At 74.8% G+C, this 20,128-nt stretch carries 2 protein-coding genes; both read right to left on the reverse strand.

The annotated features are described in order from the left end of the window. Positions 1–5: 5 nt before the first annotated feature. Positions 6–12,287, reverse strand: a complete 12,282-nt coding sequence (locus AFB00_RS29465) for a non-ribosomal peptide synthetase (protein ID WP_068800832.1) — start codon at positions 12,285–12,287, stop codon at positions 6–8. After that, a complete protein-coding gene (locus AFB00_RS29470; RefSeq protein WP_068800833.1) occupies positions 12,284–20,113 on the reverse strand; it encodes a non-ribosomal peptide synthetase in 7,830 nt (2,609 codons plus the stop codon). The genes AFB00_RS29465 and AFB00_RS29470 overlap by 4 nt, the downstream gene beginning before the upstream one ends. Positions 20,114–20,128 lie beyond the last annotated feature (15 nt).

The following is a 20,128-nucleotide window of genomic DNA, read 5'->3' on the forward strand; positions in this document are numbered from 1 at the left end:
CCCAGTCATCGGTCCTCCGTACGGGCGATGTGCGCCCAGCCCTCAAGGGTCTCGGTCCAGCGGCGGGAGATCCGGTCGACGGCGTCGTCGTCAAGCACGCCGCGGGCGTGGGTGAACGTGGCCTCCAGCGCGGGCCCGTCCTGCGTCTCCCGAGCGAGCACATCGACCACGAGCGCGTGCCCGGACCGGACGTCGCCGGGGGCGCCGACCTGGACCGCCGCGGTCTCGGGTGCAGCGGAGAAGGCGTCGTCGCGCGGCGGTGGGGCGGCGGCGATCCGCCCGAGGTAGTTCAGCTCGACCTCGGCGCCGGACGCCGCCAGGGCCTGTCCGGCTGCGGCGTTGAAGCGCAGCAGACCGTGGCCGATGCCGCCGTCACCGAACTCGCGCTGGGCGCCGGCGACCCGCCCGACAGCCTCGAGCGGGTCGGGACCGGCCGGGCCGACCGGGACCGGGGCGACGACGGTGAACCAGCCGACGGTGCGTGCGGGGTCGCACCGGCCGTCGGAGGCTTCGATGTCGGCGAGGTCGTCGAGACGCCCGTGGCTCTCAGTGTCGACCAGGACGGGTCCGCCGGGGCGGAGCTCCTGGAGGGCCTCGCCGAGCGCGGCGAGCAGCACGCCGTCCGGTCCGGCGCCGCTGCGGCGCGGCAGGTCGACGAGCAGCGCGGTGCCGAATCGAGCCGGGAGGACGACGCTGTGCCGCCGTTCGTCGGCGACGACGTCGCCGGCAGTGCGGGGTCGGCGCAGCGGCAGCGGCGCCGACCGTGCGACGCGGCGGGCCCACTCGTCGTATTCGGACCGGACCGAGGCGGTCGCGGCGTGTTCGGCGAGCCGCCGCGACCACCGGGCGAAGGTGGTGCGTTCCGGGGCGGCGGGGGTGCCACTACCGCCGGGACCCCAGGCGGCGACGTCGTCGACGAGCAGCCGCCAGGACACGCCGTCAACGGCGAGGTGGTGCGCGGCGACGACGAGACGCCCGGCTACTCGGGGGCCGCGGTCAAGCCACACCAGGCGCAGCATGCCGCCGGGCGCGGCGTCGAGTTCGTCGCGGGCGGCGACGGTGGCGGCGGTCACGGCGGCCGCCAGATCCTCGTCGCCGAGGCCGGTCGCGTCGATCCGGCGGGTGTGGAACGCGGGGTCGGTCGTCCCGGCCGGGGCGACGTCCAGATACTCCCAGCGGCCGTCGTCGTCGGTCACCAGCGCGGCGCGGAAGGTCGGGTGGGTGTCGAGCAGCCGCCCGGCCAGACCGGTGAGATCGTCGGCGGTGAACCACACCGGGGCCCGCACCAGGGTGGCCTGGTGGTAGCCGGTGATCGGCCCGCCGACCTCCTCGAGCCGGCGCATGACCGGAGTGAGCTCGATCCGGTCGGCGGAGACGGCGTCGACGGGCCCAGTGTCGGCGGTCGCCGGCGTCCCGGTGTCCGGTTCGCTGTCCGTCCCGGTGTGGTCCGGGAGGTCGGGATCGTCGCCGAGGGCCGCGGCGAGGCCGGACACGGTGGGGTGCGCCAGCACGTCGCGGACCCGCAGGGACAGCCCGGCGGCGCGGGCGCGGTCGGCGATCCCGATCGCGGACAGGCTGTCGCCGCCGAGGCCGAAGAAGTCCTCGTCGACGCCGGCCGTGTCCACCCTGAGGACCTCGGCGAGGATCCGGCAGAGGATCCGTTCGACCGGGGTGCGCGGCGCGCGACTGCGGGCGGTGGCCAGCGGCGCGGGCTCGGGCAGCGCGGCGGTGTCGAGCTTGCCGTTCACCGTCAGCGGCAGGGCCGCGACGACCGACCACAGCGTGGGCACGAGGTAGTCGGGCAGCTGTCGGGCCGCGACGTCGCGCACGGCGACCGGGTCGAGCGGGATGTCGCCGGATGCGGGGACGAGGTGGGCGGTCAGCCGCGTCGGGCCGGTCGCGGCGCCGTGGCCGACGACCGCGACCTGGTCGACGCCGTCGACGCCTGCCAGCACGGTCTCGATCTCCCCCGGCTCCACCCGATAGCCGCGGATCTTGAGCTGGTCGTCGCCACGGCCCAGAAAGTCAAGATTGCCGTCCGGACGACGACGCACCAGGTCACCAGTCCGGTACATCCGCCCACCGGGGATCTCCGGGTCGGCCACGAATCGCTCCGCGGTGAGATCCGGCCGGCCCAGGTAGCCCCGGGCCAGGCCGACACCGGCGACGTACAGCTCGCCGACGACACCGTCGGGGACCGGGCGCAACCACGGGTCGAGCACGACCGCGCGGGTGTTGGTGATCGGTCGCCCGACCGTCGAGGTGGCGCTGTCGTCGGTGCCGGCGCCGAGGGTGTTTATCGTGTACTCGGTCGGCCCATACAGGTTGTAACCCCACGTGCCCTCGGTGTCGCGCAGACGCGACCACACCGACTCCGGCACCGCCTCACCACCCAGCAGCACCAACGGCGGCACATGATCACCGTCCAACAGACCCGCCGCGAACAGATGGTGGGCATAGGTCGGGGTCACGTTCACCACGTCCACACGGTGCTCACCGCAGTACTCGACGAGCCGTTCCGCGTCGCGACGCAGCTCCTCGTCACAGATGTGGACCTCGTGCCCCTCCACCAGCCACAGCAGCTCCTCCCACGACATGTCGAACGCGAACGACACCGTGTGCGCCACCCGCAACACCCGACCACCCGCCGCGGCGATCGTCGGCGCGAAGATCTCCCGACGATGGTTGACCTGCATGTTCGTCAACCCCCGGAACGGCGTCACCACCCCCTTGGGGCGCCCGGTCGAGCCCGACGTGAAGATCACGTACGCGGCGTGGTCCAACCGGCCCGGGGTGCCGGGGGCGAACGACCCCAGCTCGTCATCGGTGAGTGGCGTGTCCGCGACCCCCTCGACCAGGTCCGGGTCGTCGAGCCGCACCTGCGGCACGGCCGGGTCGAAGCGAGCGGCGACGGCGGAGTCGGTGACCAGCAGCGCCGCCCCCGACGCGGCGAGGATCTCCGCAAGGCGCTCGTCGGGATGGTCCAGCTCCAGCGGCACATAGGCCGCCCCGGCGCGCAGCACCGCGAACAAAGCGACGACGTTGCCGACCGAGCGAGGCAGCCCCAGCGCCACGACCGACTCCGGTCCCACCCCCCGCACCATCAGGACCCGGGCCAGCATGCTCACCTGCGCGTCCAACTCGCCGAAACTCACCCGCTCCCCCGCCGCGACCAGCGCCGTCCGCCCCGGACAGACCGCAGCCCGCTCCGCGAGCAGCTCCGCGATCGTCACGCCCGGCACCGGCGTCGCGGAACTGTGGGCCCGCTCCGCGGCGAGCACCCGATCGGCTGGGGCGAGCACGTCGAGCGTGCCGACCCGCGCGGCCGGGTCCCCGACGAGGCCGTGCAGCACCGTGACGAACCGGTCGGCGACGCGGGCGACGGTGTCGGCGTCGAACAGGTCCGCGGCGTACTCGACGACCCCGGTAAGCAGGTCCGGCGCGTCGTGGAAGTTGAACGACGCGTCGAACTTCGCGGTGCCGGTGTCGACGTGGTGTGTGCTCACCTCGACCCCGTCGAAGGACGGCAGCACGACGTCGGTGTCGCCGGACAGACAAACCAGCATGACCTGGAACAGCGGGCTCCGGCCCGGTGCCCGTGGCGGCCCGACGGCCCCGACGACCTCGGCGAAGGCTACGTCGGCGTGGTCGTAGGCGGTCAGGTCCGCGGCCCGGGCCGCGTCGAGGAACTCGCCGACGGTGAGGTCGCCACGGGCGTCGAGACGCAACGCGAGGGTGTTCAGGAAGTAGCCAACGGCGTCGGTGAGCAACGGGTCGAACCGGGTGGAGATGGGGGTGCCGACTACGGTGTCCGATCCGGCGGATCCGTGCCGGGCCAACAGCACCGCCAGGGCTGCGTGCAGCACCATGAACGTGGTGACGCCGCGCTCGCGGGCCACCCGGTGCACCGCGCGGGTCAGCTCGGGCCCGATCTCGACCCGCGCAACGCCACCCGCACCGGTCGGTGTGGCAGGCCGCGGCCGGTCCGCAGGCAAGGTGCACTCCGGGGGGGCGCCGTCCAGGATGCGGCGCCAGTGGTCGAGCTGGGTCGCCGCCGAGGCGACGGCGCCGTCAGCCAGGCAGGCGGCCTGCCAGTCGACGAAGTCGGCGTACTGCACCGGAGCAGGCTCGGGTGCGCCGCCGCCCGCGCGGCGGTCGGCGTAGGCGCGTTCGAGGTCGCGGACCAGAGGTCGCCACGACCACTCGTCGGTGGCGATGTGGTGCAGGGTCAGTACGAGGACGTGGTCAGCCGGGTCCAGCTCCAACAGGACTGCCCGCAGCGGCGGCTCCGCGGTGAGGTCGAAAGGGTGGGTCGCCGCGATGGCGATCCGCTCGTCGAGGGTCTCCGGGGTGACCCGCTCGTGCAGCACGGCCGCGCGCACCGCGTCGCGGTCAGCGACGATCCCGACCCGACCGCCGTCACCGGCGCCGTAGACGGTGCGCAGCACCTCGTGCCGGACCGCCAGGTCGGCGACGGCGTCGGCCAGGGCAGCGGTGTCGAGCGGCCCGCGCAGGCGGAGCACGTTCGGCACGTCGTACACGGCGTCCGGGCCAGACACCCGGTGCAGGGCCCACATCTGGTGCTGCCCGGCGGACAGCGACCGCTCGCGGCCCTCCCGGGCGGCCGGGTACAGCGCCGGGCGGCGCACCGGAGCACCGCGCCCGGCCAGCTCGGCGAGCCCAGCGACCGTGGAGTGGTCGAACACGGCGCGGACGGTGACGTCACCGCCGAGCTCATGAACCAGTCGCAGCGCGAGCAGCGAGTGGCCGCCGAGGGCGAAGAAGTCGTCGTCGGCGCCGACCCGGTCCACGCCGAGCACGGTGCAGAACGCGGCGGCGACGGCCTCCTCCGCCGGTCCGGCGGGGGCACGGCCCCCGGCCGAGGACACCTGCGGGGCAGGCAGTGCGCGGCGGTCTAACTTGCCGTTGAGGGTGAGCGGGAGAGCGTCGAGCACGGTGATGACGGCCGGGACCATGTAGCCGGGCACCAAACCGGAGAGCTGCTCACGCAGCCGGGCGCCGTCGGGGCGCTGGTCGGACGCCACACCATTCTCCGTGCCGCCGGCGGAGGCGACGACGTAGGCGACAAGCTGGGTGCCGCCGGGACCTTCCCAGGGCAGGACGACCGCGCGGCCGACGCCGGACAGGGTGAGCAGGACGGCCTCGACCTCGCCGGGCTCCACCCGGAACCCACGGATCTTGACCTGATCGTCGGCGCGGCCGGTGAACTCGAGCTCGCCGCCGGGGCCGCGGCGGGCCAGGTCACCGGAGCGGTAGAGACGTCGCCCTCCAGCGTCGGCGACGAACCGAGACGCGGTCAGGCCCGGCCGGGCTAGGTAGCCCTGGGCGAGCTGGCCGCCGCGGACGTAGACCTCGCCAACAACGCCGTCGGGCACCGGACGCAGCCGGTGGTCGAGCAGCTCGACGTCGAGACCGTCGAGCGGGACGCCGACCGGGCTGACCCCGGCCTCGGCGTCGGCGCGGTGCAGCGCACGGAACGTGGTGTGCACGCAGGTCTCGGTGATCCCGTACATGTTGACCAGCCGGGGTGCGTCCTCGGGGTGGCGCGCATACCAGGGGCGCAGCCGCCGAACCTCCAGCGCCTCCCCGGCGAACACGATGTAGCGCAACGCATCGCCCACACCGGCGGGCTCGGCTTCGGCGAGCTGGTCGAACGCCGACGGCGTCTGGCTGAGGACCGTGACCCGCTCGGAGCGCAGCAGCTCCCAGAACACCTCCGGGGAACGGACGGTCTCCTGATCGGGCACGACGAGCCGGGCGCCATGGGCGAGCGCTCCCCACATCTCGAACACCGACACGTCGAAAGCGATCGAGTGGAACAGCGACCAGGCATCGTCGGTGGACAGATCGTAGTGCCGGTCGGCGGCGGCGACGAGGTCGAGGACCGCGGTGTGCGGCACCTCGACGCCTTTCGGGCGGCCGGTCGAGCCGGAGGTGTAAATGACGTAGGCCGGCTGGGCGGGCGGGACTGAGACGGGCGCGAGCGGTGCCGCATCCCGCGCGGTGTCCCTGTCGTCCAGCACGACCAGGTCGACGTCACCGGGTAGGGAACGGGTGGCGTCGCCGACGACGGCGCAGCGCGGTGCCGCGTCGGCCACGATCAGCGCGGTGCGCTCGGCGGGGGCGGTGACGTCGAGCGGCACGTAGGTGGCGCCGGCACGCAGGACCCCGAGCACAGCGACGACCATCGCGGCGGAGCGGGGGACGGCGATCGCGACCCGGTCCCCGGGTCGGACCCCGCGGGCGGCGAGCAACCCGGCCAGGCGGGACGCTCGGTCGGCGAGCTCGCGGTAGCTCAGGCGCTCGTCGGCGACCACGGCGGTCGCGTCGCCGCGGGCGGTGGCGACCTCGTCGAACAGCGAGGCGAGGGTGCCGCCGACGGTGCGGGGCGGCAGCGGCGGTACCGGCGTACCCCGGTCCGCGACCGGCAGCTCGGCGAGGCGCCGGTCCGGGTCGGCGGCGACGGTGACCAGCAGCGTACGGAGCCGGTCGACGACGGCGGTGACCTCGTGCTCGGTGAACAGGTCGGTGGCGTACTCGACAGCGCCGTGGACGACCGGCTCGGCGCCGGCGGTTTCGAAGAACTGGAGGGTGGCGTCGAACTTGGCGGTGCCGGTGCCGACCCGGCGGGGCTCGACGTCGAGGCCGTGGAGCACCAGGTCGCCTGCGTCGTCCTCGACCCGCAGATACACCATCTCGATCTGGAACAGGGGGTGGCGGGCGGAAGAGCGCTCGGGGTTGACCCGCTCGACGACCTGGTCGAACGGCACCGTCTGGTGGGCTATCGCGTCGAGGGCGGTGCCGCGGGCCCGACCGAGCAGCTCGGTGAACGACGGGTTTCCGGTGAGATTTAGGCGCAGCGCGACCGTGTTGACGAAGAAGCCCAGGACGTCGGCGAGCACGTCGTCGTCGCGTTCGGACACCGGGGCGCCGATGACGGTGTCCGGGCCGGCGCCGTGCAGGTCGAGCAGGGTTGCGACGGCGGCGTGCAACAGCATGAACATCGAGACCCGGTGCGCCGCGGCGAGGCGCTGCAGGCGGGCGGTGAGCTCGGCGTCGAGGGTGAAGCGCACCTCGGCGCCGGCGCCGGTGCGGGCCTCGGGGCGGCCGTGCCGCAGCGGGAGGGTGCACTCGGTGGGCGAGCTGTCGAGGATACGGGCCCAGTGGTCGAGCTCGGTCGCCGCGAGCGAACCGGCGTCGCGGGCGTCGCCGAGGCGTTCGGCCTGCCATGCGGTGACGTCGGCGTAGCGGACCGGCAACGGCGCGAACCCGGGGCCGTTCCCGGCGGCGCGGGCGGCGTAGGCGGTGCCAAGGTCGCGCACCAGAGCGCGGAACGACCAGTCGTCGACGGCGATGTGGTGCACGACGAGCACGACGAGGTGCCGGTCGGCGGTGGTGCGCACCACGTGCAGCCGCAGCGGGGACTCGGCGTCGAGCGCGAACGGGGTTCGGACGAGTTCGGTGACGAGCTCGGTCACCCGGTCGTCGCCCGCACCGGTGAGGTCGTGGACCTCGGTGCGCGGCGCGATCTCGGATCCAACACGCTGGACGAGCCGGCCATCGGTGTCGTGGTAGGTGGTGCGCAGGACCTCGTGGCGGGCCGCAAGGTCGTCGACGGCCGCGCCCAGGGCCGCGACGTCGAGGGGGCCGTCGACCTGCCAGGCCCGTGGGATGAGGTAGGTGGCAGACGGTCCGGCGAGCTGTTCATGCGCCCACATCCGGACCTGCCCTGGCGAGGCGGGTGCCTCGGTGGTGCCGTCGGCGGCGGCCCGGCGCGGCCGGGCGGCGACCTCGGCCAGGGTGGGTCCGCCGTCGCCGATGGCCTCGCCCGCCGGGGAGGAGTCCACCGGAGCGGGGTCTGCGGTGCCGCCGCCCGGGACCGTGTCCGTGAGGGCGCCGTCGCCGAGGTGCTCGGCGAGGCGGGCGACGGTACGGGCCTCGAAGACGTGCCGGGGGCGGATCCGCAGCCCGGCCTTGCGGGCCCGGTTCGCGGTGGTCAGTGCGGAGATGCTGTCGCCGCCGAGAGTGAAGAAGTCCTCGTCAACGCCGACCGTATCCGTGCCGAGGACCTCGGCGACGATCCGGCAGAGGGTGTGCTCGGTCGCGGTGGCCGGTTCGCGGCTGCGAGCGGCGACCAGTGGCGTCGGCTCGGGCAGCGCGGCGGTGTCGAGCTTGCCGTTCACCGTCAGCGGCAGGGCCGCGACGACCGACCACAGGGTGGGGACCATGTAGTCAGGAAGGGCACGGACGGCGGCGTCGCGGGCGGTCCGCGGGTCGGCCCCCGCGCCGACGAGGTAGGCGGCGAGGCGGCGCTGTTCGGGGACCTCGGCGTGCTCGCGGGCGACGACCGCGACCTGGTCGACGCCGTCGACGCCTGCCAGCACGGTCTCGATCTCCCCCGGCTCCACCCGATAGCCGCGGATCTTGAGCTGGTCGTCGCCACGGCCCAGAAAGTCAAGATTGCCGTCCGGACGACGACGCACCAGGTCACCAGTCCGGTACATCCGCCCACCGGGGATCTCCGGGTCGGCCACGAATCGCTCCGCGGTGAGATCCGGCCGGCCCAGGTAGCCCCGGGCCAGGCCGACACCGGCGACGTACAGCTCGCCGACGACACCGTCGGGGACCGGGCGCAACCACGGGTCGAGCACGACCGCGCGGGTGTTGGTGATCGGTCGCCCGACCGTCGAGGTGGCGCTGTCGTCGGTGCCGGCGCCGAGGGTGTTTATCGTGTACTCGGTCGGCCCATACAGGTTGTAACCCCACGTGCCCTCGGTGTCGCGCAGACGCGACCACACCGACTCCGGCACCGCCTCACCACCCAGCAGCACCAACGGCGGCACATGATCACCGTCCAACAGACCCGCCGCGAACAGATGGTGGGCATAGGTCGGGGTCACGTTCACCACGTCCACACGGTGCTCACCGCAGTACTCGACGAGCCGTTCCGCGTCGCGACGCAGCTCCTCGTCACAGATGTGGACCTCGTGCCCCTCCACCAGCCACAGCAGCTCCTCCCACGACATGTCGAACGCGAACGACACCGTGTGCGCCACCCGCAACACCCGACCACCCGCCGCGGCGATCGTCGGCGCGAAGATCTCCCGACGATGGTTGACCTGCATGTTCGTCAACCCCCGGAACGGCGTCACCACCCCCTTGGGGCGCCCGGTCGAGCCCGACGTGAAGATCACGTACGCGGCGTGGTCCAACCGGCCCGGGGTGCCGGGGGCGAACGACCCCAGCTCGTCATCGGTGAGTGGCGTGTCCGCGACCCCCTCGACCAGGTCCGGGTCGTCGAGCCGCACCTGCGGCACGGCCGGGTCGAAGCGAGCGGCGACGGCGGAGTCGGTGACCAGCAGCGCCGCCCCCGACGCGGCGAGGATCTCCGCAAGGCGCTCGTCGGGATGGTCCAGCTCCAGCGGCACATAGGCCGCCCCGGCGCGCAGCACCGCGAACAAAGCGACGACGTTGCCGACCGAGCGAGGCAGCCCCAGCGCCACGACCGACTCCGGTCCCACCCCCCGCACCATCAGGACCCGGGCCAGCATGCTCACCTGCGCGTCCAACTCGCCGAAACTCACCCGCTCCCCCGCCGCGACCAGCGCCGTCCGCCCCGGACAGACCGCAGCCCGCTCCGCGAGCAGCTCCGCGATCGTCACGCCCGGCACCTCGACAGCGGCGTCCGCGGTCCGCGTGGCCCAGGCCGCGCGTTCGGCGGGCGTCTGCAGGTCGACCGACCCGGCTGGGGTGCCGTCGGTGGTGACCGCGCGCAGGGCCTGCACGAAGCGGTCGAGCAGCCGTTGTGCGGTGGCGGGGTCGACGAGGTCGGGGCGGTGCTCCAGCCGGACGACGATCCGTGGGCCGGGTGCGAGCACCCAGGTCAGCGGGAAGTGCGTGTGGTCGGAGTAATCCATCGCGGTGACGGCGTTGTCCCGGGCGAAGCCGGTGAACGTGTCGGTGTCGAGGAAGTTCTGCAGCACGTAGAGGCTGTCGAACAGGTCGCCGTCGCGGCCAGCGAGGACGTCACCGAGACCGGCGTGGTCGTGGGGCATGAGGCGGGCCCGGTCGTCCTGCAGCCGGCGGGCGTGGTCGAGCAGGTCGCGCCGGGGGTCGAGGCCCAGCCGCACCGCGACGGTGTTGAGGAAGACCCCGACGGTGTCCTCCAGGCCGTCGCCGTCGGCGGGACGGCCGGAGACGGTCGCTCCGAACACGACGTCGGTGCGGCCGGTCTCGGCACCCAGGACGAGGGCGAGTGCGGTCTGGGCGAGCGCGTTGAGGGTGACACCGCCACGCCGGGCAGCCGCCTCCAGCCGACCGGTCAGCGCGGCCGAGAGCTCGGTGTGCAGCACGTCGGGGACGACGAGTTCACGGCCGCGCACGTCGTCGGCGACCAGGGTGGGCTCGGCGCCGTCGAGGTAGGTGCGCCAGATCCCGAGGTCGGCGTCCCGGTCGGTGGTGGTGAGCGCGGCGAGGTGCTCGCCGAAGGAGCGGCGCGGGCGGTGCGGCGCGCCACCGCGGTACAGGGTGAACAGGTCGTCGAGGACCCGGGCGCGCGACCAGCCGTCCCAGAGCAGCAGGTGGTAGGTCAGCACCAGCACGTCGTCGTCGGGGGTGCGGACGACGGTCAGTCGCAGCAGCGGCGGATCGGTGAGGGAGAAGCGGACGATGGCGTCGCGCGCCAGCACGGCGGCGAGCTCGGCGTCCGGGTCGTCGACCGCGCGCAGGTCGACCTCTGTCAGGTCCACCGGGTGCTCGGCACACAGGTACTGCACGGGCCCGGCGGCCGTGTCCCCGCTGAAACCGGCCCGGACCGCGGGGTGGACGGCGCCGAGCCGGGTGGCGGCCGCCCGCATGCGGTCGACGTCGATCTGGTCGGCGATGCGGAAGGTGTTCTGTGCGTAGTAGACGTCGCGGTCGGCGTCCATGACGCTCTGCACGTACATGCCCGCCTGCAGCGGGGACAGCGGCAGCACCGCGCGCAGCGGCGCGGGTGCCTCGTCGGCGAGGGCGGTGAGCTCGGCCGGTTCCACCGTCACGGAGGTGCCAAGCAGGTGGTGCGCAGCCCCGCCGAGTGCCGTGGCGACGGCCTCGGCCACCGGGGCCGTGGCGTCACCGAGCGGGCCGTGGACGATGACGGTCGTGGCGCCGACGTGCTCCACCAGGTCCACGACGAGCCGTCCCGGCTCGGGTGCGCCGGCGCCGTCGACCCGTTCGGCGCCTGCCCAGTCGATCGGCAGGACCGGGTCGGGCTCGGGGTGGCGGCGCAGCAGCACCGTGGGCACGCCCAGCGGGGCCAGCTCCCGGGCTCCGCGGGCGTCGAGGAAGCGGTGGTGGTCGAAGCCGGAGTGCGGGCCGGTCGGGGCGCGGCGCACCCCGGCCGGGGTGACGCGCACCGGCTCGGTACCCGCGAGCGGGACGACCGCGCGGTCGAGGTCGGCCCCCAGGTCGGGACGGGTCCCGTCCTGCACGTCGACGACGAGGTCGTCCTCGGCGTACCCGGTCTCCCGCAGGGCCGCGGCCAGTGCGGTGACCGCGACGTCGACCACCGCCGTGCCTGCGGCGCCGGGGCTGCCCGGGCGCGCCGTCGCGGTGGCCCGTCGGGGAGCGCCACCGGAGATCGGGGCGATGTCCGGGACGGCGGCGGGGGCGAGGATCGCGGTCCAGGCCGCGACGACCTCCGCCGACGGCGCAGGCCGCTCGGCGAGGGCCAGGGCGCCATCGTCGGGACCGGCCGCGGCCCGGTCGGCCCCGGTCGGATCGGAGTAGGCGAGGGCGAGATCCTCGGCCAGCAGCACGACGGCGCGGTCGTCGGCGGCGATCTCGTGCACCGCGAGCAGGACCCCGTCGCCGGAAAGCTCGCCCGGGCCGTCGCCGCCGGACAGCAGCGCGATCCGGGTGAGGTCACCGGCGAACGGGTCCAGCTGTGCGGCGAGCTCGGCGAGCACCGCGCCCGGGTCACCCTGCGGGACCGTGCCGGGGTCGTCCGGGCCGGGCGCACCGGCCTGCAGGGACCAGACCGACGGCGCAAGCTCCTCGACGAGGGTGGTGAGCGCCGAGTGCCGGCGCCGCACCTGCGCCCAGGCCGTCCGGAGCCGGTCGGGGTCGACGGTGCCGCGGTGGCGCAGCAGGACGCCGCGGACCCGGCCGGGGCCGGCGTCGGGCGACTCCTCGGCCAGGCGGGCCACCGACGGCAGCAACGCCAGCTCCCGCACCGGTGCGGCGGGGTCGGCGGAGTCGGATGCGGTCTCAGTGGCGCGGGTCATGCCGGTCCTCCGGACGGGCCCGCGACGGCGGGATCGTCCACGATGTCGATGAGTGCCTGCGCCCAGTGCCGGGCGAGCAGGTCCAGGTCGTCGGCGCCCAGCACGGCGCCCGGTGCGGTGAGCGAGACGTGCAGCTGCGGACCCTGCGGTCCACGGCACACCATCGCCTCGATCTCGCAGGTGTGCGGCACCTCGAGGTCGGGGTCCTGGTCGGCGCGGGCGGCGATGCGGCGGGGGTCGTCCGGGCCGACGACCGCGGACGCGCCGTCCATCCGGCCCAGGTAGTTCACCAGGACCGGCGGGGTGCCGAGCGCGGCCAGGCGGGGGCCGGTCTGCGGGTGCAGGTACCTCAGCACCCCGAAGCCGATCCCGGTGGCGGCGGGGCCGCCGAGCCGATCGCGGACATCGGCCAGCAGCGTCGCGGGGTCCGGGTGGCGGACCAGGTGCACCGGGAACAGCGCGGTGAACCAGCCGACCGTGCGGGACAGGTCGACCCCCGGTGCCAGCTCCTCGCGGCCGTGGCGCTCCAGATCGACGACGAGATCGTCGCGGCCCCTCGGGGACCAGCGGTGCCAGGCCTCGACGGTCGCGGCGAGGCTGAGCTCGGTGCCGTCGTGACCCGACCGCAGCATCCGGGCCGTGACGTCAGCGGGCAGCACCCTGGTCGAGGTGCGTGTCGCGCTGCGGGTGGCGGTCCGGACCTGCGGGGTCGCGTCCGACAGGACAGGTGTGGCGGCGGCGAGTACCTGCTGCCAGTGCCGGTACTCCGCCAGCGTCGCGCGGTCGGTGGCCCGGCCGGCGAGCAGCCTGCCGTACTCGGCCAGTGAGGTGACCGCCGGTGCGAGCCGCACAGTGCGGCCGGCACCGGCGGCCGACCACGCCTCGTCGAGGTCGTCGAGCAGGATGTGCCAGGACACCCCGTCGACGGCGACGTGATGGGCGACGAGCAGCAGCAGGTCCGGTTCGTCGCCGGGGACGGTGAACAGCACGGTCTGCAGCACCGACCCGGTCCGTGGGTCGAGCCGGGCTGTCGCGGCGGCCGACTCCTCGGCCAGTACCCGCCGACCGTCCGGGCCGTGCGGGTCGGGCAGTTCCACCTCGTGCACGATCGGGTCAACGGTGACGTCGGCGGCGGGGCGCACGTGTATCTCCCGCAGTCCGTCGGTGACCTGCAATCGCAGCGCCTCGTGGGTGGTGACGAGCGCGGCCACCGCGGTCCGCAGCGTCGCGATCGTCCGTCCCGGGCCGACCTCGATCAGCACGGACTGGTTGTGCCGGCGGTGAGACCCGGACAGCTCGGCGAGGCGCTGCACGATCGGGAACGGCGGCACCTCGGTGGCCTCGTCGCCGACGCGGGTGTCCTCGGCCGAGCGGGCGGCCGCGACCAGCGCGGCCGGGGTCCGCTCGCGGAACACGTCCTGCGGGGCGAGCACCAGCCCGGTGCGGCGGAGGCGGTTCACCAGCCGGATCGCCAGGATGCTGTCCCCGCCGACGGCGAAGAAGTCGTCCTCGGGCCCCACCGGGGTGCCCAGGACGGCGGTGAACGCCTCGATGACGGCCTGCTCCTGCGGACCGGCAGCGGACCGGTCGTCGACGGTCGGGGCGAGCGTGCCGGGATCGGGCAGCGCGGCCCGGTCGAGCTTGCCGTTGACCGTGAGCGGCAGCCGGTCGAGCAGGACCAGCGCGGCGGGCACCATGTAGCCGGGGAGCGCCTCGGCCAGCCTCGACCGCAACGTCGCCGGGTCGGGTTCCGCCCCCGGCGCGGCGACGACGTAGCCGGCGAGGCTGCGATGTGAGGTGTCGTCGGTCCCGGTGGTGCGCATCGTGACGACCGCCGAGGCGACCCCGGGCAGCTCGCGCAGGGCGGCCTCGATCTCGCCGACCTCGATCCGGTAGCCCCGGATCTTGACCTGGTCGTCGGCACGACCGGCGAACTCCAGGGACCCGTCAGCGCGGCGGCGCGCCAGGTCACCGGACCGGTAGAGCCTGCTGCCCGCGGGACCGTCGGGGTCGGCGACGAAGCGGCTCGCGGTCAGGCCCGGCAGCCCGGCGTAGCCCTGGGCGAGCTGCGGTCCGGCGACGTAGATCTCCGCGACGGTCCCGGCCGGCGCCGGACGCAGCAGGTGGTCGAGCAGCCGCACCTCCAGCCCGGCGAGCGGCTCGCCGACCGGGCTGACCGGGCGGTCGCAGTCGGCCGGTCTGATCTCGCGGTAGGTGGTGTGCACGCAGGTCTCGGTGATGCCGTAGAGGTTGGCGAGTACCGGCGTCCCGGCCGGATGCCGATCGAACCAGTCGCGCAGCAGACGCGGGTCCAGGGCCTCCCCGCCGAACACGACGTAGCGCAGGTTGCGGGCGGGCGGGTGGGCCCTGCCCCGCGCCGGGGGCTCGGCCGCGGCCAGTGGGTGGAAGGCCGAGGGTGTCTGGCTCAGCACCGAGACCCCCTCCTCGGCGATCAGGCTCCACAGGTGTTCGGGGGTGCGCGCGGTCGCGGTGTCGACCACGACGACGGTGCCCCCGGTGGCCAGGGCGCCCCACAGCTCGAAGACCGAGAAGTCGAACGCCACCGAGTGGAACAGTGTCCACGTGTCGTCGGGACCGACCGTCATCTCGCCGCGCGGTCCGACGGTCGCGGCGAGCATGGCCAGCACCGCCGCGTGGGACACCTCGACGCCCTTCGGACGTCCGGTGGACCCGGAGGTGTAGATGACATACGCCGGGGTCGCGGACGCGACCGGGACCGGCCGGTCGAGCGGTGCGGCATCCGCACCTCCGGCCGCTCCGGCACCGGTGTCGGTCCCGGCCTCGGGCAGCCCACGGGTGTCGACGGTCAGCACCGCGACACCGGAGCCGGTCACCGTGGACGGCGCGTCCGGTCCGGCGAGGACCAGCCGCGGCCGGGCGTCGTCGAGGATCGTCGTGGTCCGCGCTGAGGACGCGTCGACGTCGAGCGGGATGTAGGTCGCACCGGCCCGCAGCACGGCCAGCACCGCCACCACCATGGCCACGCCGCGCGGCAGGCCCACCGCGACGCGGTCGCCGGGCACGGTCCCGCGGGCGACGAGCGCCCCGGCCAGCCGGGCCACCCGCTCCTCCAGCACCGCGTAGTCCAGGCGGTCCTCGCCCGCGACCAGCGCGGTCGCCGACGGGTGCCGGGCCGCGGTCGCCGCGAGGACCTCCCCGAGGGTGCTGGCAGGCCCGACCGGTGCGGCCGGCGGCCGGGCGACGGCGGGGGCGCCGAAGTCGCGCAGGGTCGACAGCGGGGCGTCGGGATCGGCGACGAATCGGCGCAGGACGGCGACCAGTCGGTCGAGCGCGGCCTGCACGGTCGCAGGGTCGTAGAGATCGAGGGCGTACTCGACGACGATCCGCATCCGGCGCTCGTCGGTGGCGGCCTCGAAGAAGGCGAAGGTCAGGTCGAACTTGGCGGTCCCGGTCCCGACCCACCGGGTGGCGGTGTCGGTGCCGGCCAGCTCGAGCTCGCTGATCCCGGTGTCGGTGCGCAGGTAGACCAGCTCCACCTGGAACAGGGGGTGCCGCCCGGACCGTGCCGGCGCGATCCGCTCGACGATCTGGGGAAACGCGACGTCCGACCGGCTCATCGCGGCGAGGTCGGCGGCGCGGACCCGGTGCAGCACCTGTCCCGGAGTGGGGTCGCCGTCGAGGTCGACCCGCAGCGCCAGGGTGCTCAGCAGGAACCCGACGACGTCCTCGGTCCCGGCGGCGCGGCGCCCGGACACCGGGCTGCCGATCACCACCGATCTGGCGCCGTTGGCCCCGGCGTCGCGGTCGGCGTCGACGGAGGCGTCCAGCAGCACCGCCAGCGCGGCGTGCAACACCATGAACATGCTGACCCGGTACCGGTCGGCGAACGCCCCGAGCGCCGTGACGAGCTCCGGGTCGAGCTCGCCGATCAGCTCCGCGCCGCGGCCCGACGGCCGCTCCGGCCGGGGACGGTCCCCGGGCAGGGTCGTCTCGGCGGGCGCCCCGGCGAGCGTCCGCTCCCAGATGTCGAGCTGCTCGCGGGCCAGGGGGGTGGGCTTCTGCGGGCTGCCGACCGTTCCGGCCTGCCAGGCCGCGACGTCGGAGTAGCGCAGCGCGGGCTCGGGCAGCATGGGCTCGCGCCCGGCGGCGCGCGCCGCGTACGCCGTCCCGAGGTCACCGAGCAGGGTGCGGTAGGACCACTCGTCGACGGCGATGTGATGGCACACCAGGGTGAGCAGGTAGCGATCCTCGCCGACGTGTACGACGTCGGCCCGGATCGGGGCCTCCTGCTCCAGGTCGAAGCGGTGCCGGACCAGCAGGCCCACCAGCTCGTCGGGGTCACGGCCGGCGAGGTCGCACCAGCCGACCTGGGCCACGAGTTCCCCGGGCGGGTGCACGACGGCCGCTACGTCGCCGTCGGTGTCGGGTCCGCAGTCCCGGTAGGTCGTGCGTAGGATCTCGTGCCGGGCGACGATGTCGGCCAGCGCGTCGCGCAGGACCGTGACGTCGAGCGGTCCGTCGACCGTCCAGGCCCGTGGCACGTTGTAGGTGGCGGCCGGGCCCTCTAGCCGGTATAGCGTCCACATCTGACGTTGCGCGGGGGCGAGTTCGGTGGGTGCGCCGTCCGAGCGCCGCACGGGTTCGGCCGCGGTCGCGGGCGGCGCGCAGGCACGGTCGACGACGGCCCGCAGACCGGCCACGGTGGGCGCGGCGAACACCTCGGGCACTGTGAGGTCGGTCCCGCAGCGCTCCCGGATCCGGTTGACCAGGCGCAGCGCCGACAGCGAGTGGCCGCCGCGAGCGAAGAAATCGTCGTCGACGCCGATGGCGCCCTGGTCGAGTCCGAGCACCTCAGCGACCAGGCCGCACAGCTCCCGCTCGCGGTCGTCGCGGGGGGTACGGCCGGCGGTGACCACTGGCTCGGGCAGGGCGCGCCGGTCGAGCTTCCCGCTGGGGGTGTGCGGCAGCTCGGGAAGCGCGACGAGCGCCGACGGCAGGAACGCCGCCGGCAGCCGCTGCGCCAGCTGCGCACGGAGTGCATCGAGGTCCGGCGACGTCGCTGTGGCCGGAACCAGGTACCCGACTAGTGCGGGACCGCCCGGTGTGGACCGGACGACGACCGCGGCGTCGGTCACGTCGGGCAGCTCCTGCAGCGTGGCCTCCACCTCACCGGGCTCGACCCGGACACCGCGCACGGTGACCTGGTCGTCGGCGCGGCCGAGCAGCCGGTAGCGGCCGTCGGGCAGCCGGACCGCGAGGTCACCGGTGCGGTAGAGCCGCCCGCCGGTGTCCAGCGGATCGGCGACGAACCGGGTCGCGGTCTCCGCCGGGCGTCCGGCGTAGCCGCGCGCTGGCTGGACGCCTCCGACGTAGAGCTCCCCGGCGACGCCGTCGGGCACCGGACCGAGGAAGCGGTCCAGCAGCCGCACGGTCGTACCGGGCACCGGCTGGCCCACGGTGACCGGGCCGTCGGCGGCGGAATCGACGGGCCCGGCCAGGACGTCTCCGGCGACTTCGGAGGAGCCGTAGGAGTTGACGATCTCGGCATTGGGGGCCCAGCGGCGGGCCGCGGCCACGACCGATGCGGTCAGCGGCTCACCGGAGCAGACCAACCGGGCGAGCTGCCCGGGCGCGGGTGCACCGGCGGCGGCCAGCACCTCGACCAGCGAGGGCACCGCGGTGAGCTGGGCCGTGCCGGACCTGGTGACCCGCTCGGCGAGCGCCGCGGGATCGCCGGCGGTGGCGTCGTCGACCGGCACGATGCGGGCGCCGCCTGCGACCGCGGCGAACAGCTCGGTGAGACCGTCGATGAACGACACTGAGCTCTTCACCAGCCGGGTGTCGCCCGGGCGCACCGGCCAGGCCGCGGCGGCCCAGGCGAGCCGGTTCGCCAAGGCCTCGTACGTGCCGAGCACCCCTTTCGGCCGGCCGGTCGATCCGGAGGTGTGGATCAGGTAGGCGGCCGCGGCGGGGTCGGGCACCGGGAACGGCGCGACTAGGCCGTGCGCGTGCAGCGACGGCGGGCCGAGGACCGCGGCGCCGGCCGGGAGGGCCACCGGCGGGGCATCGCCGGTCACGACGACGGCCAGGGCGACGTCGTCGAGGACCAGGCGCCGGCGCGGGGCCGGGTAGGTGGGGTCGAGCGGGACGAGCAGCCCGCCCGCACGCGCGACGGCCAGCAGCGCCACGACCAGCTCGGCCGAACGGGGCAGCAGCACTGCCACCGGGGTCTCGGCCGCCACTCCGGCCGTGCGCAGCAGGTCGGCGAAGGCGTCGACCGCGGCGTCGAGGTCCGCGTAGCCCAGTTCCCCACCGTCGTGGACCAGCGCGGGGGCGCCGGGGGCGGTGGCCGCCCGCCGGGCCAGTAGCTCCGCGGGGGAGCCACCCGATTCCGCCACCGGCGCCGTGTCGTGTGCAATGTCCGATTCCGTGGCCGGGCCGGCGAGCAGCGCGGTGAGCCGCGACGCCGGCGTGGCCGAGGACAGCACGCGCTCGATGCCGTCGAGGACGGCGGCGACCATCGCGTCATCGAGGCGCGCGAGGGTGTGCACCGCCTCTACACGCAGTGCGTCGTCGTCGGCGAAGAACTCCAGCAGCAGCGGCTGTGCGGACGCACCCGGGTCGGTGCGGGTCACCGTGGTCGTGGCATCGGGCAGCCGCGGGCCCGCGCCGCCCCGCGGGACCAGGTCCACCGTGACGTCGATCAGGTCGGCGGGGCCGCCGCCGGAGCGAGCGCCCAGGGCCGTGACCAGCCGGTCGTAGGGCACGGCGTGTCCGCGTGCCCATCCCGCGTCGGTGCCGACGCGGGCGACGAGATCGGCCACCGTGTCCCCGGCGTGCACCGACGTCGGCACGACGACGAGGTCGGCGAGGTTGCCCACGACCCCCTCGGCCGCCTCGGCGTCCCGGTCGGAGACCACGGTCCCCAGGCGCAGCCGCGGGTCCGGGCCGAACGGTGCGAGCGCGGCGGCGGTCGCGGCGAGTACCACGGTGTAGGGGGTCGTGCCGAGCTCGCGGGCGAGCCGGCGGGCCCCCTGCGCGGCGGCGGCGGACAGGTCGCGGTCGGTGCGCCTGGCCGCCTCGGCCGGTGCGCCGGGGTCGGCGGGTGGCTGGTGGGAGAACGGGCCGGGCACCGCCTCGGCGAGGATCTCGCGCCACGGGGCGAGATCCGGCGCGTCCTGCCCGTCCGCGGTCACGAGCCGGCCGGGGCCCGGTGCGGGGGTCTCGTCGAGCGGTGTCCCGGCTCGCGCGGCACCGTAGGACCGTTCGAGGTCCCGCGCGACGACGGCGAACGTCGGGCCGTCCCAGGCCACGTGATGGGTGGTCAGCAGGACGGTGCGCCGGGAGCCGGACTCCCGGAGCAGATCCAGGCGCAGCGGCGCCTCGACGGCGAGGTCGAACGGACGCCGGACCTGCTCGCGGGCGATCTTCTCGACCCGGGCGGCCCGCGCGTCGTCGTCGGCATCGGTCAGGTCGGTGACGACGACCGGGTCCTCCGGTGCCGGGTGGACCCGCTGTATCGGCGCGGTGTCGTCGCCGGATCCGCCGTGGAAGGTGGATCGCAGCACCGGGTGCCGGGCCACCAGGTGCCGCAGCGCAGCCACCAGCGCCGGTTCCGACACCTCGCCGTCGATGGTGAGCCGCACACCCAGGTTGTCCGCCACGCTGCCGGGGTGGACCTGCTGGCGCAGCCAGGCACGACGCTGGCCGGGGGTGAGGGCGAAATCGGTCCGGCCGTCGTCGGCGACGGTCGCGTCACCGGAGGAGTCCCGGTCGCGCTGTAGTCCTGCCTCGGCCAGGCGCCGGGCGATCAGCTCGCGCCGACGTTCGTCGAGCGTGGTCATGGGGTGTGGTCCTCC

Source organism: Pseudonocardia sp. HH130630-07 (assembly GCF_001698125.1).
Taxonomy (GTDB): Bacteria; Actinomycetota; Actinomycetes; order Mycobacteriales; family Pseudonocardiaceae; genus Pseudonocardia.

What these genes read in the sequence shown, in the direction of transcription:
- AFB00_RS29470 (WP_068800833.1), bottom strand. Translation starts at nt 20,113, where the DNA reads ATGACCACGCTCGACGAACGTCGGCGCGAGCTGATCGCCCGGCGCCTG.
- AFB00_RS29465 (WP_068800832.1), bottom strand. Translation starts at nt 12,287, where the DNA reads ATGACCCGCGCCACTGAGACCGCATCCGACTCCGCCGACCCCGCCGCA.